At 63.4% G+C, this 19,527-nt stretch carries 19 protein-coding genes; 11 read left to right on the top strand and 8 right to left on the bottom strand.

Features of this window, described 5'->3' with window-relative positions; all coding sequences use genetic code 11:
• Positions 1–64 precede the first annotated feature (64 nt).
• Entirely contained in the window at positions 65–391 is a 327-nt protein-coding gene (locus tag FJ943_RS05185; protein WP_015315401.1) for a DUF883 family protein, read from the top strand.
• A 10-nt stretch (positions 392–401) separates the two neighbouring features.
• Positions 402–890, top strand: a complete 489-nt coding sequence (locus FJ943_RS05190; protein ID WP_140720109.1) for a hypothetical protein — start codon at positions 402–404, stop codon at positions 888–890.
• A 23-nt stretch (positions 891–913) separates the two neighbouring features.
• Here FJ943_RS05190 and FJ943_RS05195 read toward each other — a convergent pair whose 3' ends face one another.
• Positions 914–2,446 (bottom strand): HWE histidine kinase domain-containing protein, encoded by a 1,533-nt coding sequence (locus tag FJ943_RS05195; RefSeq protein ID WP_140720111.1) that lies wholly within the window; start codon positions 2,444–2,446, stop codon positions 914–916.
• 145 nt (positions 2,447–2,591) lie between these two features.
• On the opposite strand from FJ943_RS05195, the gene FJ943_RS05200 reads away from it, so the two are divergent.
• Complete coding sequence (locus FJ943_RS05200; RefSeq protein ID WP_015315404.1) at positions 2,592–2,792, top strand: hypothetical protein; 201 nt, start codon at positions 2,592–2,594, stop codon at positions 2,790–2,792.
• Positions 2,793–2,821: 29 nt separating this feature from the next.
• Here the strand turns inward: FJ943_RS05200 and FJ943_RS05205 are convergent, their stop codons facing one another.
• Positions 2,822–3,742: a diacylglycerol kinase family protein gene (locus tag FJ943_RS05205; protein ID WP_140616737.1), complete on the bottom strand. Its 921-nt coding sequence runs from the start codon at positions 3,740–3,742 to the stop codon at positions 2,822–2,824.
• 288 nt (positions 3,743–4,030) lie between these two features.
• On the opposite strand from FJ943_RS05205, the gene FJ943_RS05210 reads away from it, so the two are divergent.
• Positions 4,031–5,335 (top strand): PRC-barrel domain-containing protein, encoded by a 1,305-nt coding sequence (locus tag FJ943_RS05210; protein WP_140720112.1) that lies wholly within the window; start codon positions 4,031–4,033, stop codon positions 5,333–5,335.
• 60 nt (positions 5,336–5,395) lie between these two features.
• On the opposite strand, the gene FJ943_RS05215 is transcribed toward FJ943_RS05210, so the two are convergent.
• Complete coding sequence (locus FJ943_RS05215) at positions 5,396–6,955, bottom strand: alkaline phosphatase family protein (protein WP_140720114.1); 1,560 nt, start codon at positions 6,953–6,955, stop codon at positions 5,396–5,398.
• Positions 6,956–7,181: 226 nt separating this feature from the next.
• Between FJ943_RS05215 and FJ943_RS05220 the strand changes: the two genes are divergently transcribed.
• From FJ943_RS05220 to FJ943_RS05235, 4 genes are all read left to right on the top strand, one after another.
• Positions 7,182–8,114 (top strand): VOC family protein, encoded by a 933-nt coding sequence (locus FJ943_RS05220; protein WP_140720116.1) that lies wholly within the window; start codon positions 7,182–7,184, stop codon positions 8,112–8,114.
• A 4-nt stretch (positions 8,115–8,118) separates the two neighbouring features.
• Positions 8,119–8,739, top strand: coding sequence for an alpha/beta hydrolase (locus FJ943_RS05225; protein WP_140720118.1), 621 nt, complete (start codon positions 8,119–8,121; stop codon positions 8,737–8,739).
• A gap of 2 nt (positions 8,740–8,741) precedes the next feature.
• A complete protein-coding gene (locus FJ943_RS05230) occupies positions 8,742–9,041 on the top strand; it encodes a GNAT family N-acetyltransferase (protein WP_015315410.1) in 300 nt (99 codons plus the stop codon).
• Positions 9,042–9,188: 147 nt separating this feature from the next.
• Positions 9,189–10,247, top strand: coding sequence for a dipeptidase (locus FJ943_RS05235; protein WP_140616741.1), 1,059 nt, complete (start codon positions 9,189–9,191; stop codon positions 10,245–10,247).
• 6 nt (positions 10,248–10,253) lie between these two features.
• Here the strand turns inward: FJ943_RS05235 and FJ943_RS05240 are convergent, their stop codons facing one another.
• The 4 genes from FJ943_RS05240 to FJ943_RS05255 are packed head-to-tail and all read right to left on the bottom strand — an operon-like array spanning position 10,254 to position 14,964.
• Positions 10,254–10,514 carry a hypothetical protein gene (locus tag FJ943_RS05240; protein ID WP_015315412.1) on the bottom strand — a complete coding sequence of 87 codons (261 nt, stop codon included), beginning with the start codon at positions 10,512–10,514 and terminating at the stop codon, positions 10,254–10,256.
• Positions 10,515–10,516: 2 nt separating this feature from the next.
• The gene (locus FJ943_RS05245; RefSeq protein ID WP_140720380.1) at positions 10,517–11,749 is read right to left on the bottom strand and encodes an aminomethyltransferase family protein; all 1,233 of its coding nucleotides are present in this window, start codon (positions 11,747–11,749) and stop codon (positions 10,517–10,519) included.
• A gap of 43 nt (positions 11,750–11,792) precedes the next feature.
• Positions 11,793–13,358 carry an NAD(P)/FAD-dependent oxidoreductase gene (locus FJ943_RS05250; protein ID WP_140720120.1) on the bottom strand — a complete coding sequence of 522 codons (1,566 nt, stop codon included), beginning with the start codon at positions 13,356–13,358 and terminating at the stop codon, positions 11,793–11,795.
• Positions 13,345–14,964: an NAD(P)/FAD-dependent oxidoreductase gene (locus FJ943_RS05255; protein ID WP_140720122.1), complete on the bottom strand. Its 1,620-nt coding sequence runs from the start codon at positions 14,962–14,964 to the stop codon at positions 13,345–13,347. Before FJ943_RS05255 ends, FJ943_RS05250 begins: the two co-directional genes overlap by 14 nt.
• Before the next feature lie 344 nt (positions 14,965–15,308).
• Between FJ943_RS05255 and betI the strand changes: the two genes are divergently transcribed.
• The 3 genes from betI to FJ943_RS05270 are packed head-to-tail and all read left to right on the top strand — an operon-like array spanning position 15,309 to position 18,453.
• Positions 15,309–16,022 (top strand): transcriptional regulator BetI, encoded by a 714-nt coding sequence (gene betI, locus FJ943_RS05260; protein WP_140662953.1) that lies wholly within the window; start codon positions 15,309–15,311, stop codon positions 16,020–16,022.
• A 41-nt stretch (positions 16,023–16,063) separates the two neighbouring features.
• Positions 16,064–17,146 carry an ABC transporter substrate-binding protein gene (locus FJ943_RS05265; RefSeq protein WP_140720124.1) on the top strand — a complete coding sequence of 361 codons (1,083 nt, stop codon included), beginning with the start codon at positions 16,064–16,066 and terminating at the stop codon, positions 17,144–17,146.
• Positions 17,143–18,453, top strand: a complete 1,311-nt coding sequence (locus FJ943_RS05270; protein WP_140720126.1) for a flavin monoamine oxidase family protein — start codon at positions 17,143–17,145, stop codon at positions 18,451–18,453. Before FJ943_RS05265 ends, FJ943_RS05270 begins: the two co-directional genes overlap by 4 nt.
• On the opposite strand, the gene FJ943_RS05275 is transcribed toward FJ943_RS05270, so the two are convergent.
• On the bottom strand, positions 18,417–19,487 hold the full coding sequence (locus FJ943_RS05275) for an ABC transporter ATP-binding protein (RefSeq protein WP_140720128.1): 1,071 nt from the start codon (positions 19,485–19,487) through the stop codon (positions 18,417–18,419). The two genes, FJ943_RS05270 and FJ943_RS05275, sit on opposite strands and share 37 nt — an antisense overlap.
• Between the last annotated feature and the right edge of the window lie 40 nt (positions 19,488–19,527).

Below are 19,527 nucleotides of genomic sequence, written 5' to 3' on the forward strand. Positions count from 1 at the left end.
CCCGACATCGGAACCTTGAGACGCAAGGCGCGTTTGAAATCGAGCAATCACAAGGAGTTAAGCAATGGCCACCGTGGCAGGGAAGACAGCCAACGAAGCGCGGACGAATCCGGATCTGGAAGCCGACATCAGGCAGCTGAAGGCCGATATCGACAAGCTCACCAAACAATTGGCCAAGACCGGTGAACACGGCTACGGCACGGCGCGGCGCGCGGCGGCCGAAGGCGTCGAACAGTTGCGCGCCCAAGGGGAGGCCGCCTTCGACAGCTTGCGCGGTAATGCCAGGGATATCGAGGCGCAGATGGTGGCAAGCGTACGCGAAAAGCCGGTGACGTCGCTGGCTATCGCCGCGGGCGTCGGCTTCCTGTTCGCGCTGCTCACGCGTCGCTAGTTCCGCCGAGATGGGACTGCTGGCATCGTTGCTCTCGGGTTTCGCCTCGGGCGAAACCGTGGCCGCCATACGTCGAGCACGGACGGCGGCCATCGTCTATATGCTTGCCGCGCTGGCGGTGTTTTGCGGTATCGGCTTCCTGGTCGGCGCGGCCTATATCTGGGCATCGGCCCGCTATGGATCGCTGGCGGCGGCGATTGGTTTCGGTGTCGGCTTTCTGGTCATCGCAGGCCTTGTTCTTTTGACCCATCGGCTGATGTCGGGCACGCGGATGCGCCGCGAGGCTAGGCGGCGCAAGACCGACATGAAAGCGATCGGCATTACGGCCGCGCTCGCTGTGCTTCCGGCATTGCTCAAAGGTGGGCTCAAAGGTGGGCTCAAGGGAAAAGGTGGGCTCGGGGTTATTCTTGGTCCGGCCGTGGCACTCGCGGCCTATGCCATCTACCGCGAGAATGTGAAGTCCGACACCGACCACCACCCGGATGCCGGCGAGGGGTAGTCGCGCCGGCGGCCATGCTCACGTCATCTCGACAGATCTTCCAGCGGCATCGATATTTCGGCGAAGACCCCATCGCGCCGGAATTCATGGGTTACTTCGCTCGAAATGACCTTGGCCAGGCTGCGCCGGATGAGGATCGAGCCGAAGCCTTGCCGCTCGGGCGGCGCGACTTCAGGACCGCCGCTTTCGCGCCAGGTGAACACCAGGCGCCTGTCACCATTCTTGCCTTGGGCTTTCCAGTCGAGATCAACCTTGCCTGACGCAACCGACAGTGACCCATACTGCAGCGCGTTGCTGGCCAGTTCGTGCAAGATCAGCCCGAGGCCGACGGCCTGATCGGGCGACAGCAGCAGATCGGCGCCCGAGATTGCCAGCCGCGGCTGGGCGGCGTTGTCGAAAGGCCTGATCTCGATCTGGACGAGTTCGCGGATGCCGATACCGCGCCACTCGCGGTCGGACAGCAGGCCATGGGCGATACCCAGGGCTTGAAGCCGCGCGCTGAAGGCTTTGAGGAATTCGCTCGGCTGGCGGGCATGGCGCACGGTCTGCGTCGCCAGCGCCTGGACCGTCGCCAGCGTGTTCTTGACCCGGTGGTTGAGTTCACGCAGCAGGAGCCGTTGCCGTTCGTCACCGAGCTTGCGTTCCGAAATGTCGTAGTTGACGCCGAAAATCAGCGTCGGCTTGCCTTCGCCATCGCGCTCGATGACACGGCCGCGCGTGGCCACCCATCGCGGTGGATGGAAGCCATTCACCCGGTATTCGCCAAAATAGTCGTCACTGCCGGTCAAGGCATCACGAAAGCTGGTTTCGGTCTGGTGGACGTCGCGTGGATCGATGGCTGTCAGAACATCGCGGGCCCGCAACCGTGTCGAGCGCGGCAGGTTGAACAATTCCGGCAATCGGACGTCGCAGTCGATGACGTCGGTGCGGACGTCCCAGGCCCAACTTGCCAGCGAAGCAGCATCGAGGGCGACGGCGCGCCGCTTTTCCTCGCGCGCGAGCGCGGCTTCGGCGACAGCGCCGGTGCGGGTCGCGTGCTTCAGGGTGAACAGGCTGCCGGCGAGGCCGGCGAGCGTTTTCAACTGGTCCAGCTTGGACCGGGACGGGTGGGCACACGGCTTGCGGTGCATGACGCACAGGGTTCCGATCCGCGCTCCCGCGACAATGATCGGGACGCCGGCATAGAAGCGCACATGATGCTTGCCGGTCACCAGCGGATTGGCGTGGAAACGCTGGTCGGCCGCTGCGTCCGTCACCACCATCGGCTCATCGCCAGCGGCGATGGCGTGCGCACAGAAGGAAATGGCTGTCGTAATCTGTGTTTCTTCCATGCCAGAACAGGATTTGAACCATTGCCGATCGAGGTCGACAAGTGTGACCAGGGCGATTGGCGCGCGCATGACGGCGGCGGCAAAGCCGCCGATGCGGTCGAAATCCGGGTCGGCCGCCGTATCCAGCATCTCAAGCCAGTGCAGCACGGCCAGCCGGTGCTCGTCGTGCACGGCGCGCGCAACCTCGGCCGGCAGACCGGCTGCTGTTTCCACCCTGCTATTCAAACCAAGTTCCCGTGACTTGTCTTGATGTCCTCGCCGTCGCCGGCCCGGGACAGCCCTGCAGCCGGAACCATCCTTGCGAGGGACCGTTACCCGAGCGTGATTTGCCGATCGCGTCAGCCGACGCGAAACCAGACGAGGACCCGCCATGGCCAGGAACATTCCCGAAAACAAAGCGCGTCAGGGGCGGTGGGGCTGGCATGGGTTCCGAATCCTGATCGCCGGACTGCTCCTGGTGCTCGTCGCCTGGGGCGTCGCCGAGATCTACGGCGTGTTGATCAAGGCGCCGAACAGTGACGAGCAACATGTCCCCACGCCGCCGAGCACCGGTCCGGCGCCCTCCGGCTGAAGTCAGCACCCTGATGGCTTCACACAGCATCAGGCGGCCTTCACCTGGGCGACGCTGGCCGGCACCAGCACATTGAGCGCTCCAGGTTTGATTTCGATCGTCGTCTCACGATCGAGCCTGACCAGTTCGCCGTCCATGACGGCGCGGAATTTCCTGCCGCCGGAATGGATTTTGAGGGTCACCCTGTCGGCCTGGTGGATTTCGACATGTTCGTTGTCACGCCACTTGCCGCGCGCCACGTTGAACAAAAACTTGACCAGTTCGGCGCGCTGCTGCGCTACCGTGACGTAAATGCCGAGCACGCCACCGGCCGGATTGTCGGCATAGGGCAGGTGACCTTCGCCGAAGAGATTGTTGGTCACGCCGAGGCCGGATATGCGGGCAGTCATCTCCGCTTCACCGATGCCGAGCGTGACCTTCATTGCCGGCGGGTTCTTGATCGTTGCCCAGGCTGCCTTGGCGGAAGCGCCGATCTTGCCCAGGCGTGAGCCGAATTCCATGCCCTGGCGCAGCTGCACCATCTTGGCATGCATGCCGATCGAGAACTGATGAACGAAAGGCTGGCCATTGGCCGTTGCCATGTCGACTGCGATGATTTCGCCGTCGGCAAAGGATTTCAGCGCCGCATCGAGCGACTGCGGAATACCAAGGCCGCGCGCGAACAGGTTCATGGTGCCGGCCGGCAATATGGCGAGCGCCTTTTTCCTGCCCATCAGCCTGGCGGCCGCGGCCGAGATGGTGCCGTCACCGCCTCCGGCGAGCACGACATCGACGGTGCGGCGCGACGCAGCGCTGTCGAGGGTGTCCACGACGTCCTTGCCGGCGACGATGTCGATGCTGAGAGAGTGGCCCGCCGATTCCAGCGTCTGACGCATCCGGTCCGAAAAGGCGGCGAGATCGGTGGTGCGCAAGGTGCCGCCGTCCCGGTTCAGCACCGCCGCGAATTTCATGCCCCGCTCCGCTGATCACCTCAAACCCGACCGGGGTATCCCAGCCAGCGGCTGAAACGCGTCAGACCAGGAATAGTTCCGGCAGGGCGGAAACTCCGGCCAGACCCAGGTTTTCGGCAATGGGCAGTCAGATCCGCTTCTTGGGTTTTGGCTTCGGCCATCGCGGTTTTTGTCGGAACAACGGCATGGTCACGACGTTGTGAACCTGCAGAGATGTCGCGTCCGATCCCCAGCGAGGGGTTCAACCGGGCGCGGCATGTACGAAATCAGGCACGAGGAGAGACCATCATGATCCGCACCCTTTTAGCGACGACCGCCCTTGCGACAATGGTTGCAACCGGCGCCTTCGCGCAGAGCGCTGCAACCCCAGCCCCCGCGAACCAGCCCGCCGCCCAGGAGCCGGCCGCGACGGCGCCGGTACCGCGCGCTGAAGGCAGCATCGTCACCAACATCATCGGCGAAACCGTCTACAATGGCACTGGCGACAATGCCGAGAATATCGGCAAGGTCACTGACGTGGTCTTCGACAAGGACGGCATGGCGAAATCCGTCGTCATCGGCGTCGGCGGTTTCCTTGGCGTGGGAACCAAGAATGTCGCCTTCGACTACGACAAGCTGCAATGGGCCGAGAAGAACGGCGATCGCTGGCTGGTGGCGCAGACCACCAAGGACGAACTGAAGGCGCATCCGGAGTTCGACAGCAAGGCTTACGCGCCGGCCCCGGCCGCAGCGACGACCGCACAGGCGCCGGCCACATCGACCGATACCGCGCAGCAGTCCACGAACGCCGAGCCGGTCAAACCGGCTGATGGCAACCTCGCCACAAACATCATCGGTGAAAATGTCTACAACGGCACCGGCGATGACGCCCAGAAGATCGGCGATGTGAACGACATCGTGCTGACCAAGGAAGGCAAGGCGCAGTCGCTGATTATCGGCGTCGGCGGGTTCCTGGGCATGGGCGAAAAGAACGTGGCTTATGATTTCGCCAAGGCGCAGTGGGCACAGAAGAACGGCGACCGCTGGCTGGTGGCGCAGACCACCAAGGAAGAGCTGCAGGCGCAGCCGGATTTCAACCGCAAGGCCTATGATCCGGCGCCGGCAACGACGGCATCCAATGAACCGGCGCCAACCGCGCCCGCAGCGGCGCCGTCCGCCGCGACAGCTCCCGCCGCCGCTCCGGCGGACAAGACCGCGGCGGCGCCGGCTGACGCCACGGCTCCTGACCAGACACAGACCGCGGCCATCGACAAGTCCAAGCTTACCGAGATGCCGGTTGGAGAGATCAGGGGCGACGACCTGAAGGGCACGACGGTCTATGGCGCCAACGACGCCAAGGTCGGTGAGATCGGCGATGTGGTGCTCACGCCCGACAAGAAACCCGACGCCGTGATCGTCGATGTCGGCGGCTTCCTCGGCATTGGCGAGAAGGAGGTCGCGGTCGGCATGGATAATTTGAAGTTCATGACCGACAAGAACGGCAAGAAGTACCTTTATACGACCTTCACCAAGGAGCAACTCGAGAAGCAAGCGGCTTACGACAAGGGCTCCTACGCCCAGAAGCGCGACGAGCAGCGTCTGATCGTCCGGTAGAATACTTCGACAGACAAGGATACTTCGATAGGCAAGGATACAGGGCGGTAGGGTAATCCCCTACCGCCCTGCTTGCGACGTGGAATATCCAGCCACTCCGTTTTCCGTCAGTTCCAAAAGGGCAAGCGACTGGTCGAGATGTTCGGCCCGCCAGGCGAGCAGCCTTTCGGCGAATTCCAGCCGGGTCGAACGATGTGCCGGGCTGCCGGCGAGGTTCTTCAATTCGCCAGGGTCGTCCTCCATGTCGAAAAGCAGCGGCGGCAGGCCGCCGCCAAAATGCACGTACTTGAATTTCTTCGTGCGGATGACAGCGAGGTTGCACTGGCGCGAGGTGATGCCGAAGTGCCGTTCGGCTTCACCGCCGGCGATCGAGCGAAAGTCGAACTCCCAGTGCGCGGCGTCGCGCCAAATGGCGGGCGTTCCACCGCTCAGGAAGGGTTTCAGCGAGCATCCGTCAAGGTGCGGTTCGGGAGCCACGCCGAGCAGGTCGATGAGCGTAGGCAAAATGTCTACCGCTTCGGTGAAGCGATCGACAGCGCTGCCGGCAGCCTTGCGGTGGCGTGGATCGCGGATGATCAGCGGGATATGGTAGCTGCCGTCGAAATAGCCGCCCTTGCCCAGCATGAAGTGGTCGCCCATCATTTCGGCATGGTCGGAGGTGAGCACGATGATGGTGTTGTCCCACGCGGCTTCGGTCTTCAGCGCTTGCCACAGGCGGCCGAGCTGCGCGTCCACCTCCGAGATCATGCCGTAATAGATCGCCCTGATGCGGCGGAAATCATCCTCGCTCCAGTCGTGCACTTTGCCCCCGGCGCCGGGGCGGAACTTCGCTCGTTTTTGGCGATCGAGATCATAGGCGACGTAGGGGTGGCCCTGGGATTCGGCGCGCCAACTTTCCGCGCGGTGAAAAGCGGGGCCGTCCGCGGGATCGTATTGAGTGTTGTACGGTTCCGGTACGATGAAGGGCGGATGCGGGCTGATAAAGGAAAGATGCGCAAACCACGGCGTGGCCTCGTCCTGCTCGCCCAGCCAGCGGATGAACTCGCCGGCAAGGAAGGCCGTCGGCGTCTGGTCCCTGGAGTAGACGGGTGGCGCTTCGGTCACCGCACCGTCGACCTCGCCCACCGGACGATGAATGTCAGGACTTCCAGCGCCGGCATCGATGCCTTGCTGCTTCAGCCAGGACAGCCACTGCTTCTGATGTTCGGGCAGCAATTGGCGCGCCGTGAAGCCGGGCAGAACACCCTCATAGCTGTGCAACCGCGGATCGGCCGGTGCAAGCTGGCGCGGATCGAGCGACACATCGGTATAGCCGAACAAGGTCGGATCGTAACCGACGCTGCGCGCGGCGAGCGCAATATTGCCATGGCGGGCGTCGAGCGGCGTGCCGTTGCGGCAGACACGATTGTTCATCTGATAGAGGCCGGTGTAGAGGCAGGCACGGGCCGGTGAGCAAGGCGCCGCGCCGCCGTAATGGCGCTTGAAAAGCACGCCGTCGGCGGCCAGCGCATCGGCATTCGGCGTCTTCACCTGGGGATGGCCGACAGCCGACAGGCAATCGCCGCGCCACTGGTCGCAAGTGATGAGAAGGACATTTGGCCGCCTGCCTTTTCCAGTCATTTGCGCTTACCCCTCTCCAGCACGTCGAATGCGCACATGGAACCGATTCCATCCACCGCGCAAGACCAGGGCTGTTTGCCAAATAGTGAACAAGGATCTTGGGATTGTTCACTTTTAAGGCACAGTCCATCCTGTGTTTGCAGCCTTTGCCATACTTGCTCGTATCCTCATATTGGCGTGGAGAGCGGCGAGGGCCGCACAAACACCAAGGGAAGGAGCAGAGACCATGCTCGACCAGATCAAGGGCCTGCATCACGTCACCTCGATGGCCAGGGATGCACGGCAGAATAATGATTTCTTCACCCACAAGCTCGGCCTGCGCCGGGTCAAGAAGACGGTCAATTTCGACGCGCCCGACGTCTACCATCTCTATTATGGCGACGAGGCCGGCACACCCGGTTCGGTGATGACCTATTTCCCGTTTCCCAACATAGGCAAGGGCCGTCCTGGCGTCGGCGAAGTCGGCACCACGGTCTATTCCGTCCCGGAAGGCACGCTCGCCTCTTGGGAAAAACGCTTCACCGGCGAAGGCGTAACCAATGTCGCCCGCGAGGAAAGCTTTGGCGAGAAGCGGCTCGCATTTGCCGGCCCGGACGGCGATGGCTTTGCACTGGTCGAGGACAAGGCCGACGGCAGAGCGCCCTGGGTGAAGGGCGGTATTGCCGCGGACGAGGCGATCCGCGGCTTTCACTCGGTTTCGCTGAGACTGAAGGATGGCGGCGCCACCGAGGAGCTGTTGAAGTTCATGGGTTACGAGGAGGTCGACAAGTCAGGCAATGTCAGGCGGCTCGCCGTCAAGAACGGCAATGGCGCCGATTTCGTCGATATCGAAACGCTGCCGACCGCACCCTTCGCCGATCTCGGCGCCGGCTCCGTTCATCATGTCGCCTTCGCCGTCGAGAATCGCGCCAAGCAGCTCGAAGTGCGCAAGGCGCTGATGGATACGGGTTATGGGGTGACGCCGGTGATCGACCGCGATTATTTCTGGGCGATCTATTTCCGCACGCCGGGCGGCGTGCTGTTCGAAGTCGCCACCAATGAGCCGGGTTTCGACAAGGACGAGGACACCGCCCATCTCGGCGAGGCGCTGAAGCTGCCGACGCAGCATCAGCATCTGCGGCCATATCTCGAACAGCATCTGCAGAAGCTGGAGGGCTGAGACGATGAGCAAGGACGCTTACGCCCACAGGGTGCTGCCTGGTTCGCCGGGTGGTCCGCTGCTTTTCGTTTTCCATGGCACTGGCGGCGACGAGAGCCAGCTTGTCTCGCTGGGGCGCGATCTCGCGCCCCAGGCCACCATTGTCTCGCCGCGGGGCGATGTGTCGGAGCAAGGTGCCGCGCGCTTCTTCCGCCGCACCGGCGAGGGCGTCTATGACATGGACGACCTGGCGCGGGCCACGGCCAAGATGGCGGGCTTCGTCCAGGCCCATGTCGAGGCGGCGAAGCCATCGGCCGTGCTGGGCCTCGGCTATTCCAATGGCGCCAACGTCCTGGCTTCGCTGGTGTTCGAAACCCCTGACCTGTTCGACGCCACGGTGCTGATGCATCCGCTGATCCCGTTCGAGCCGCAGGTGAAGGGCAGCCTTGCCGGCCGTCACATCCTGGTGACCGCCGGCAGGCGCGATCCGATCTGCCCGCCGAACCTGACGGCGCGGCTCGAAGCCTATTTGCGCGCCGACGGAGCCGATGTCACAGTGGAGTGGCACGAAGGCGGGCACGAGGTGCGGCCAAACGAAATCGAAGCGGCGCGGCGGCTTTTCGCCACCATCGCCCAAGGAGTGTAGAGATGCCCGATCAATTGCCAGAGATCGAACTTGAAGATCGCGGCTCCAAGGGTCGCTACGTGCTGCGCGGCGCCGGCGGCGCCGAGGCGGAGATGACCTTCACCAAGATCGGCGAGCACCAGCTGATCATCGACCACACCGAAGTGCCGGACGCCTTTCGCGGTCAGGGCGCCGGGCTTCGGCTCGTCACCCGTGCCGTCGAGGACGCACGGGCGGCAGGCAAGAAGATCATCCCGCTCTGCCCGTTCGCCAACGCCCAGTTCCGCCGTCACCCGGAATGGGCGGATGTGCTGAAGCAGTAGGGTCCGCAAGCACAAAGCGGATGTGCAGGAACAGAGCTAAACGGGCGGTCATTGCCGTCCCGTTGGCTTTGTAATTTGCCCCGGCGGCACATCTTGCCTAGATATGATACATCGCCCCGCCGACAAACAGACCGAATGATCCCCCATATGACCGAAACAGACCTCGTCCCCGTCTTTGACGGCCACAACGACACGCTGCTGCGTTTGCACCAGGCGAAAGACGCGGACGTCGAGAAGCTGTTCATCGAAGGGAAATCGGGCGGCCATATCGACTTGCCGCGCGCCAGGGCCGGCGGATTCGCCGGCGGCATGTTCGCCATCTTCCCGCCGCCGGTCGAGAAAGCGCGGCGCAGCGCCGTGCCTTCGGCGCCGAGCGACAGCGAACCGCTGCCGCCCGAGGTGCCGCGCGCCGATGCGCTCAACTCGACGATCGCGATGGCGTCCATCCTCTTCCGGCTGGAGCGCGCCGGTGCATTGGCGATCTGCCGCAGCGCCGGCGATGTGCGCAATGCCATGGCGCAAGGCACGATCGCCGCGGTGTTCCATATCGAAGGCGTCGAGGCGATCGATCCCGAACTCACCATGCTCGACGTGCTGCATGCCGCGGGCCTGCGCTCGCTCGGCATCGTCTGGAGCCGGCCCAATGCGTTCGGTCACGGCGTGCCGTTTCGCTTTCCGTCCTCGCCGGACACCGGTCCGGGCCTGACCGATGCCGGCAAGGCGCTGGTCAAGGCCTGCAATGAACTGAGGATCATGATCGATCTCTCGCATCTCAACGAGAAGGGTTTTCGCGACGTCGCGGCGCTTAGCGATGCGCCGCTGGTCGCCACCCATTCCAACGTGCATGCGATCTGCGGCCATTCGCGCAACCTCACCGACTGGCAGCTCGGCGCGATCCGCGACTCCGGCGGCATGGTCGGGTTGAACTTCGCCACCGGCTTCCTGCGCGAGGACGGCCGCATGAATGCCGACACCAGCCTCGACATCATGGTGCGCCATATCGATTCCCTGCTGCAGGCTTTGGGCGAGGATGGCGTCGGACTCGGTTCGGATTTCGACGGCGCCATGATCCCGGCGGTCATCGGCGACGTTGCCGGCCTGCCGAAACTCATCGATGCACTGGCGGCGCGCGGTTTTGGCCGCGCGCTGATCGAAAAGATTGCCTACCGCAACTGGCTAAGCATGCTGGAAAGAACGATAGGTTAGGACGCCTTATTCGAAGCCCATGCGCTTCAGCCAGTCCTTGCCAACGCCGCGATCGCGAATGATCGGCAGCGGGTTTTCCGCATCGAGCCGAGCGCAAATGCGATAGACCTCCAGCGTCTCGGCGCTCATCTCGCCACGCTTATAGAAGAACATGGCGGCGGCATAGCGCGTGCGGCCAGACCATTTCTCGCCGAGCGGCGTGTTGACCAGCTCCCACTGTTCGGCGGCTTCACCTTCTTCCTGTTGCTTGCCCGCTTCCTCGGTCATGGTCAGAAATCCGCCGGCGGATTGGCGGTACGGCGGTCGAGCTTGATGAAGGGTCGCGCCACCACCTTGGCCCGTTTCATCAGCTTCTGGTACTGCAGCTCGCGCATGGCGTAGATCTCGACCCAGAGGTCTTCCACGACAGTATCGCCATAGGGCCGCGCCAGCGAGGCGATGGCGATGTTGCGCTTGGCCATCGGCGACCACATGGCGGCGCTGACCAGGCCGACCTCCTGGCTCTTCCTGTGATAGACGATCGCGTGTTCGGCTGGGACGTTGCCTTCGATCTCCAGTCCGACGAGGACATGCCGAAGCTTGCGTTTGGCGCGGGCCTCGAGGATGGCGCGGCGGCCATTGAAATGGCCCTTGTCCAGATCGACCATGAAGCCGAGCCCGATCTCGTCGGGCATGCGCAAACGGTCGGCGCGGATGGCATGTTCGGCGGTGGTGAAATCGGCGTTGGCGACTATCAGCCCAGCCTCGATACGGGCACGGTTGAGGGCGGTGTAGCCGATTGCCCTGATGCCGCGCAGTTCCCCAGCTGTCATCAGCCGATCCCACAGGCTCAGCGCCTTTTCGGCCGGAACGAACAGTTCGTAACCGAGATCGCCGGTAAAGCCGGTGCGTGAAATTATGGCCGTGCCGCCGTCGTGCGGGAATTCGGCAAGGTCGAATATTTTCAGCCTCTCGACACCGGCAAAACCGGCGTCGCGCAGCACAGCGAAGGATGTGGGCCCCTGCAAGGCGAGCCCGGCGACGGCCTCGGTCTCTTCCTCGACGATGACGTCGAAACCAAGGGCGCTGTCCAGCAGCCACGGCAGATGCCGCTCCTGCGAACACAGCCGGAAGCGGGTCGGCGAAAGTCGGAACAGCGTCCCGTCGTCCAGCACAAAACCCTCGTCGTCACACCAAGCGGTGTAATGAACGCGGCCGGTCCTGAGCTTGGTGACATCGCGCAAGGTGACGCGGTCGAGGAAGGCCTGGGCATCCGGTCCTTCGATCCGGTATTTGGTCATCGGCGAGATGTCGAAGAGTGCTGCCTGACTGCGGATGGCGAAATATTCGAGCTCCTCGTCCCAAAGCGAATGCGGCGCGCGGTAGCCGGCCCAATTGTACCAGTCCTGGGTCTTGGCCAGCGCGTCGAGGCGCGGCTGGAACGGCGTGCCGAGGCGCAGCGTGCGGAAGTGGGATTGGGCTGCGATGCGGGCTGTCAACGGAATGGAGGCTTGATGGGTCATGATGGCGCCATGGAGTGCAGCGTCGGCCAGTTGAGACATCAAGTCACCCCTTCATCGCAATGACGCGCCGCGCGGCATTCAATCCTGGCGTACCCGAAACACCACCACCAGGATGCGAACCCGCGCCGGCCAGGAACAGCCCGTCGAGCGGCGTGTCGTAGCCCGACCAGCCGGACACGGGACGCGAGATCAGCATCTGATCGGCCTGCAATTCACCGTGGTGCCAGTGGCCACCCGGCATGCGGTAGCGCTTCTCGATGTCCGCAGGGGTGAGCAGTTCGGCATGAATCACCGTCTTGCCGATGCCAGGCGCATAGGCTTCCAACTGGGCCATGATTGCCTCGAGGAATTTCGGCTTGCCGGCATCCCAGCTCTCTTTCAACCGATAGGGCGCGTATTGCACTACGGCGGACAGCACGCAGGCGCCGTCGGGCGCGAGCGACGGATCGGCGAGACTGGGCAGCGTGATTTCCATCACCGGCTCGGGCGAGAACTCGCCATATTTGGATGGATTGAAGGCATGTTCGACGTGGTCGGGAGAGGACGCGATCACCAGTCGGCCCTTATGGCCGGCGGCGTCGACACCGGCAAACCGCGGCGGCCGGTCGAGCGCCAGATGGAGCTTGGCGGCATCGCCCCTCATGCGGATGTTTTTCACTTTGCGCACGAAGCCGGTGTCGATCTCGCGCGGTCCGACGAGATCGAGGAAGGTGGTCGTCGGATTGATGGCCGAGACGATCGTTCGGGCGCGAAGCTCCTCGCCATTGTCGAGGGCAACGCCGACGGCGCGGCCTTTCTCGACAATGATCCTGGCGACGGGCATCGATGCGCGGATCATGACGCCAGCCTTTTCGGCAGCCGTGCGGATGGCGGCGACCACCGCGCCCATGCCGCCCTTTGGCAGCCATTGCGCTCCGGCAACACCGCCGCTCTCTCCGCTCAGACGATAATAGAGGCCGAGCAGCGAGGTCGGCGAGCGCGGGCCGAGATGGCTGCCGAGCGTGGCGTCGAAGGCGAGCAGCCCCTTCAGCCTGATATCGGCGAGCTGTTCGTCAACCAGGTCGGCAACATTCATCAAAAGCACGCGCAGGAAGTCGCGCATGTCTTCCTTGCCAAGTTTCTTCAACGCCACCGCGGTGTGGCCGAGCGAAGCGGCCTCCAGCAGCGACATGCCGCCGAGATCGGGCGGTCGGTGCGACAGGAAGGGTTTCAGGATGCCGGCATAGCGCAGCAATTGTGCGCGCAATTCCTTCCAGGCGGACTGTTCCGACGGACTGGCGCCGGTCAGCATCTCGCCATAAGCGCCATGCAGGACAAGCGGCGGTCCATCTTTCGACAGTGCGACCGACGGCAGGAAGTCGGCGCGAGCGATCTGCAGCCCGTGCTTTTCCAGCTCCAGCGTTTTCACCACATCGGGATGCAGCCGGTTCAACACATGCGCGATGGACGAAGCGCGAAAACCGGGCGCAAATTCCTCGGTCCGCGCGGCGCCGCCGGGTTCGGCTCCTGCTTCCAGCACCAGCACCTTGCGGCCGGCCTTCGCCAGCGTGGCGGCAGCGACAAGCCCGTTGTGGCCGCCGCCGATGACGATGGCATCAGATGACGTCATGGGCCGGGCTCATATGCGAGGTGGATTTTGCGAGATCGCGCAGGATTTCGGCGGCTGCGTTGCGGCCGGGCGCACCCATGACGCCGCCGCCGGGATGGGTCGAGGAGCCGCACATATAGAGGCCGCCGACCGGCGACCGATATTGTGCATAACCGGGCACCGGACGGTTGAACAGCAACTGGTCGAAGGTCAGCTCGCCCTGAAAGATGTTGCCTTCGGTGAGGCCGACCTCGGCCTCGATCTCGCGTGGCGTGCGCACCTCCATATGGACGATGCGGTCGCGGAACCCGGGTGAATAATCCGATATCTGCGCAATCACGCTTTCAGCAAAACCGTCACGATCGGCGTCCGTCCACTCGCGACCAGCGATCTTGGGCGGAGCGTACTGAACGAAGCAGCTCATGAAATGCTTCCCTGGCGGCGCCATGGTCGGGTCGAGCGTCGTCGGGATGACCATGTCGAGGAACGGATCGGCGGACCAGCGGCCGGCCTTCCAGTCGTCATATGCGCGCTCCATGCGCTCCATCGAGTCGGTGAAATGCATGTCGCCGCGATAGACCGGCGAATCCTTCGGCAGCGCCGGGAATTCCGGCAGCGAATCGAGTGCTATGTTGACCTTTCCGGAGGATCCGCGAATCTTGAAGTTCGTCACCCGGCGCAGGAAGATGTCGGGCAGTTCCTTCTCCTCGACCAGCTTCAGGAAGGTGCGCTTCACGTCGGCATTGGAGACGACCAGCTTGCCGTAAACCTCCTCGCCGCCGGCCAGCACGACGCCCCTGGCCTTGCCACGGCTCACCAGCACATGGTCGACCTCGGCGCCGGTGCGTATGGTTCCACCCGAGGCCTTGAACGAGGCGGCCAGCGCCTTGGTCACGGCGCCCATGCCGCCGCGCGCATAGCCCCAGGCGCCGACCGATCCGTCGACCTCGCCCATATAGTGGTGCAGCAGCACGTAAGCGGTGCCGGGCGACATCGGCCCGAGTGCCGTGCCGATGATGCCAGACAGGGCGAAGTTCGCCTTGATGACGTCGGTCTCGAAATATTCGTCGAGGAACTCAGAGATGGACATGGTCCAGAAGCGCAGCGTCAGTGCCATTTCCTCGGCGGAGAGACCCGCGAATTTCTTGCCGAGATAGAGCAGTTCGCCGAGGTCGCGCGGGCGCAGGCTGGTTGGGTCCGGCGCGGTGCGCATCAACAGCGGCTGGATGAAGCGGCACTGCCGCGTCACGTCGCGGGCGTAGCGGTCATAGGCCTCGGCATCCCTTTTGGAGAAACGAGCGAATTCCCGCCGGTGCGCGTCGTGGTCGCGATAATTGGCGAGATAGTCGCCATCCCGGGTGAACACCGCGCCGCCCTCATAGGAGATGACTTGCAGGCCGAAGCGGGGGAGCTCCAGATCGCGCATGATCTCGGGTCGGAACAGCGAGCAGACGTAGGAGCAGTTGGAGTAGAGGAAGCCCGGCGTCAGCTCGCGGCTGGTGGCCGCACCCCCGACCCAGTCGTTCTTTTCCACAACCAGCACGTCGAGACCCGCGCGCTGCAGGTAACAGGCGTTGACCAGGCCATTGTGTCCGCCGCCGATGATGATCGCATCCCAAGCTTTCATTGTGGCCCAGTGCTCATCTGCGTCCCGCTCTTCATTTTCTGCGTGATCTGTCCCCTAATGCGTGGAATTTGGCACGGCACCAGCCAGTGTGTCCAGCCATTCTGAATGAATGTTCAACAAATGATGTTGCGTTTTTCCGGACATGAGTTACGCTTTGCCGACGTTCGAACCCAGTAATCCGTCTATTGGGAACCGAGGCTGATGATTTGAATGGCAGACGCCACCCCGGAATATGACGAGGCCGCCATCATGAGCTGGGAGGCCATGCAGAAGGTGCTTGACAGTGCGAGCACCGTCCCACTCATCTTCGCGGGTGGAAGCCGGATGCAAAGGGATAGCCGGCGATGCTGGAGACCATCACACGCATGAAAACGGCAGACGCCAGGGACGCGCTTCTTGAACCGGCGCGGAAAGCCGAATCCGAGAAGCGCGGACGCAAGGCCTCGAAGGAGGTCAGGCAGCTTCAGCTCATCGAGGCGACGATCGATTCGCTCGCCAAGCGCGGCTATTCGGAAACAACGATGGCCGATGTCGCCGACGGCGCCGGCCTGTCGCGCGGCATCGTCAATTTCCATTTCGAGAGCAAGGAAAAGCTGCTCGTCGCGACGCTGCAATATATGTACGACGAGTATTCCGCGCACTGGCGCAATGCCTTGCAAAAGGCAGGAGACGATCCCGCGCGTCAACTCCAGGTTCTCGTCGCGGCCGATTTCGACCGCTCCATCTGCAACAAGCGCAAGCTTGCCGCATGGTGCGCCTTCTGGGGAGAGGCCAAGTCGCGGCCGACCTACCAGGCGCTGAGCAGCGCGCGGGATGCCGTTTACCAGAATATATTCATCGACCTGTGCGCGGCTCTGAAACAGAGCGGCGGCTACGCCTATGAGCCGCAGGTCATGGCGCTGGCGCTCAGCGCCATGCTGGAAGGCTTGTGGCTGCGGTTGATGATGGGAACCGAGGACACCACGCGGGAGACCTCCTTGCAGGCGGCCAATGAATTCCTGTCGGCGGCTTTTCCGAAACACTACCCGCTGAAGGCCGCTAGCCCAACGAGATCATAAGAAGAGACGAACCATAAGAAACCGCAGAGGATGGAACAGCAATGAAGACACTGACAAGGCGCCTGACGCTGACGCTCGCGCTGGCGGGAACACTGGCGGCTTCGGCCGCGGCGCTGGCGATCGCGGCCGACAAGGATCTGATCGTGTTCGACTGGTCAGGCTATGAGGATCCGAGCTTCCACCCGAAATATGTCGAGAAAAACGGCGATTCGCCGACCTTTGCCTTCTTCGGCGATGAGGACGAGGCGTTCGAAAAGGTCCGTTCCGGCTTCAAGGCCGACCTTGGCCATCCCTGCTCGCAGAGCGTGACGAAGTGGCGCGAGGCGGGCCTGCTGCAACCGCTCGATACCTCGAAGATCACGGGCTGGAAGGATCTCAATCCCGGCATCATGGCGATGAAAAATCTCGCCACGACGGAGGACGGGAAAGCCTGGTTCATGCCCTGGGACTGGGGCAACACGCAGCTTACCTACAACTCCTCCAAGATCGACGAAAGGGACGTGCAGTCGCTGAAGGCGTTCGCCGATCCGAAGTTCAAGGGCCGCGTTTCGATCGGCGACAATGTCGACGATGCCTATGCGCTGGCGAGCCTCGCCATCGGCCTGAAGGACTGGACCAAGATGACCGACGACCAGTTCAAGCAGGCCTCCGACTTCCTGCGCCAGGTGCACAAGAACGTGCGCTCCTACTGGACTGATACCACCGACGTCGTCCAGCTTCTGAGCGGTGGCGAAGTCGATCTCGCCTGGGCCTGGAACGATGCGACCGTACAGTCGGTCGCTGCCGGCGTGCCGATCAAGTCTAAGAAGGACACGGCGGAAGGCATCTCGACCTGGGTGTGCGGCTACGTGCTGTTCAAGGATGCGCCCGGCAATACCGACAAGGCTTATGACTATCTCAACGCGGTCAACGATCCGGAGACCGCCAAGGTGCTGGTCAAGGACTGGGGCTACGGCCAGGCCAACGCCAAGGGCATGGCCGGCGTCGATCAGGCCATCCTGAAGGAAAAGGGCTATGACGACGTGCAGAAATTCGTCGACAAGACGCTGTTCCAGCAGCCGCTCCCGTCAGATCTCAAGCTCAAGATGATCGCCGAGTTCGAGAAGATCAAGGCTGGCTATTGAACGACCAGACAGAAAGAACCGACGTCGTCATCGTCGGCGCCGGCTTCACCGGGCTGTCGGCGGCGCTCGAGCTGAAGAGGGCCGGCGTCGGCTTCCTGCTGCTCGAGGCACGCGACCGCGTCGGTGGGCGGGTCGAGGCCATGTGGAACGGGCTTGGCGAGCGCATCGACAGCGGCGGCCAGTTCCTGTGCGAGGACATGCCGCAGCTGATGGAACTGGCCCAGGCTCGCGGCAAGACCTTCGTCGAGACTTATGTCGAGGGCGATTTCATCACTTGCCCGTCAATGTCGGTCGGCCGGGCCGAGCGGACCTATCACGCCTCGATGGCGATCCGTGAACGCATGAACAGCATCGAGCCCAACGATCCCGCCATTGCGGGATTGACCGTTGCCGAGTGGCTGGAGCGGCAGGATGACGTGGGCGAGGCCAAGGCGGCCTTCCGGTCGATGATCGAGGGCCTGTGGTGCCTGGCATTGGAGAAGGTACCGCTCTGGTATCTGATCGACAATGACCGGCGTATCACCAATGAGGTGCCGGAGCTGCAATATTCCCTGCGCGAGACCATGCAGTCGTTGGCCGATGATCTGGCGGAGGACCTCGGCGACCGGGTGAGGCTCGGTGAACCTGTCACCCGCATCGAATACGGTCCGCCAGGGGTTCGTGTCGTCTCGAGCAATAGCGTGATCGAAGCGCGAGAAGTTCTGGTCGCCGTGCCGCCGGCGACAGCCGCGAAGCTCGATTTTACGCCCGCCTTGCCGGCAGCCCTGAAAGCGGCGCTCGGCGCCTGGGAAAGCGGCGCGGTGATCAAGGTCCTGGTGCGCTATCCCAAGCCATTTTGGCGCGAGCGGGATTTGAGCGGGATGGTGATGTGGCGCGATCTGCCGGGGCTGTTTGCCTGCGACGCCAGCAGGGATCCCGATCATGCGGCGCTTGTCGTCTTCGTTGGCGGACCGCTGGCGCTGCGCTGGCACGAACTCGGCGAGTCGGATCTGCGGACGCAGGTGACGACGGAGCTTGTGGAGGCGCTCGGTCCGGAGGCGGCGGATGTTCTCGATTTCAACCGCCGTGACTGGACGCATGATCGCTGGAGCGGCGGTGCCTATAGCGACCTGATCGTCGATGTGTCGGCGAGGGGTGCCGAGGCCACCATTCTTGCCGGCGCACCGCCGGTGCATTTCGCGTCGTCGGAATTGGCGCCGTCATTCCCGGGCTATGTCGAGGGCGCGATCGTGGCCGGGCGTATCGCGGCGCGCAGGATCATCGCCGGAGTTCAGTCGGCCATCGCGACCAGCGCTTCCGGATCATAGGCGAGGCGAATCGAGGTGCCGACTGGAATGTCATCGGCGCCGAAATCGTTGGTCTCGGTCACCGAGAGCGGCTTCTCCAGGCCAGGGATTTCGACGATCAGATGGGTGATCTCGCCGAAATAGTGGCGTTCCACCACCTTGCCGGCGACCTCGAACTTGGCTGTCGCATTGTCCCACAGCACGCGCAGGCGCTCCGGTCGGATGCCGAGCGTCGCGCCGCCATTGCGCACGAAAGCCTTCGGCTTGTCGGTCTTGATACGGCCGAAACCCAGCGTGTCGACGATCAGCGAGGCGCCGTTCTCCTCGACGATCTCGGCCTTGACGAAATTCATGCCGCCAAGGAAGTCGGCGACCTGGCGGTTGACCGGGCGCTGGTAGATTTCCTTCGGGGAGGCGACCTGCGCGATCTTGCCGCCGAACATCACGGCGATGCGATCGGACATTGCGAGCGCTTCATACTGATCGTGGGTGACCAGGACGAAGGTAATGCCGACGGCCTGCTGCAGGCGGCGCAGTTCGACCTGCATCTGCTCGCGCAGCTTCTTGTCGAGCGCCGACAGCGGCTCGTCGAGCAAAAGCACCTTAGGTCGCATCACCAGGGCGCGGGCGAGCGCGACGCGCTGCCGCTGGCCGCCGGAAAGCTCCGTGGCAAGCCGCTTGCCGAGGCCGGTGAGCGAGACCTGCGCCAGCGCCTCCTCGACCCGGCGCTTCTCTTCGCCACCCTGCAGCTTCAACCGCTTCAGTCCGTAGGCGACATTCTGCTCGACATTGAGGTGCGGGAAGATCGCGTAGCTCTGGAACACCATGTTTGTCGGCCGGCGATTGGCCGGTATGCCTTCCATGGGCTGGCCGCCAACCGCGATCGAGCCGCTGGTCGGATTGTCGAAGCCGGCGATCATGCGCAAGAGCGTGGTCTTGCCGCAGCCCGACGGCCCGAGCAGCGAGAAGAACTCGCCTTCCTTGATGGTCAGGGAGGCGTCGTCCAGCGCCTTGAACGCCCCATAGCTGCGGGTGACATTGCGGATCTCGATCATCGCTCTTTCGGATTGGATCCCGTCCGCGTGAGGGCGCTCG

Origin of the sequence: Mesorhizobium sp. B2-3-10, from assembly GCF_006442275.1 — a bacterium.
Classification (GTDB): Bacteria; Pseudomonadota; Alphaproteobacteria; order Rhizobiales; family Rhizobiaceae; genus Mesorhizobium; species Mesorhizobium australicum.

Bases quoted from the DNA above. Each gene is read 5' to 3' on its own strand.
- FJ943_RS05205 (WP_140616737.1), bottom strand. From the start codon at position 3,742: ATGAAATTCGCGGCGGTGCTGAACCGGGACGGCGGCACCTTGCGCACC.
- FJ943_RS05225 (WP_140720118.1), top strand. From the start codon at position 8,119: ATGAGCAAGGACGCTTACGCCCACAGGGTGCTGCCTGGTTCGCCGGGT.
- FJ943_RS05240 (WP_015315412.1), bottom strand. From the start codon at position 10,514: ATGACCGAGGAAGCGGGCAAGCAACAGGAAGAAGGTGAAGCCGCCGAA.
- FJ943_RS05265 (WP_140720124.1), top strand. From the start codon at position 16,064: ATGAAGACACTGACAAGGCGCCTGACGCTGACGCTCGCGCTGGCGGGA.
- FJ943_RS05230 (WP_015315410.1), top strand. From the start codon at position 8,742: ATGCCCGATCAATTGCCAGAGATCGAACTTGAAGATCGCGGCTCCAAG.
- betI (WP_140662953.1), top strand. From the start codon at position 15,309: ATGCTGGAGACCATCACACGCATGAAAACGGCAGACGCCAGGGACGCG.
- FJ943_RS05190 (WP_140720109.1), top strand. From the start codon at position 402: ATGGGACTGCTGGCATCGTTGCTCTCGGGTTTCGCCTCGGGCGAAACC.
- FJ943_RS05255 (WP_140720122.1), bottom strand. From the start codon at position 14,964: ATGAAAGCTTGGGATGCGATCATCATCGGCGGCGGACACAATGGCCTG.
- FJ943_RS05185 (WP_015315401.1), top strand. From the start codon at position 65: ATGGCCACCGTGGCAGGGAAGACAGCCAACGAAGCGCGGACGAATCCG.
- FJ943_RS05210 (WP_140720112.1), top strand. From the start codon at position 4,031: ATGATCCGCACCCTTTTAGCGACGACCGCCCTTGCGACAATGGTTGCA.
- FJ943_RS05275 (WP_140720128.1), bottom strand. From the start codon at position 19,487: ATGATCGAGATCCGCAATGTCACCCGCAGCTATGGGGCGTTCAAGGCG.
- FJ943_RS05250 (WP_140720120.1), bottom strand. From the start codon at position 13,358: ATGACGTCATCTGATGCCATCGTCATCGGCGGCGGCCACAACGGGCTT.
- FJ943_RS05245 (WP_140720380.1), bottom strand. From the start codon at position 11,749: ATGACCCATCAAGCCTCCATTCCGTTGACAGCCCGCATCGCAGCCCAA.
- FJ943_RS05215 (WP_140720114.1), bottom strand. From the start codon at position 6,955: ATGACTGGAAAAGGCAGGCGGCCAAATGTCCTTCTCATCACTTGCGAC.
- FJ943_RS05220 (WP_140720116.1), top strand. From the start codon at position 7,182: ATGCTCGACCAGATCAAGGGCCTGCATCACGTCACCTCGATGGCCAGG.
- FJ943_RS05235 (WP_140616741.1), top strand. From the start codon at position 9,189: ATGACCGAAACAGACCTCGTCCCCGTCTTTGACGGCCACAACGACACG.
- FJ943_RS05200 (WP_015315404.1), top strand. From the start codon at position 2,592: ATGGCCAGGAACATTCCCGAAAACAAAGCGCGTCAGGGGCGGTGGGGC.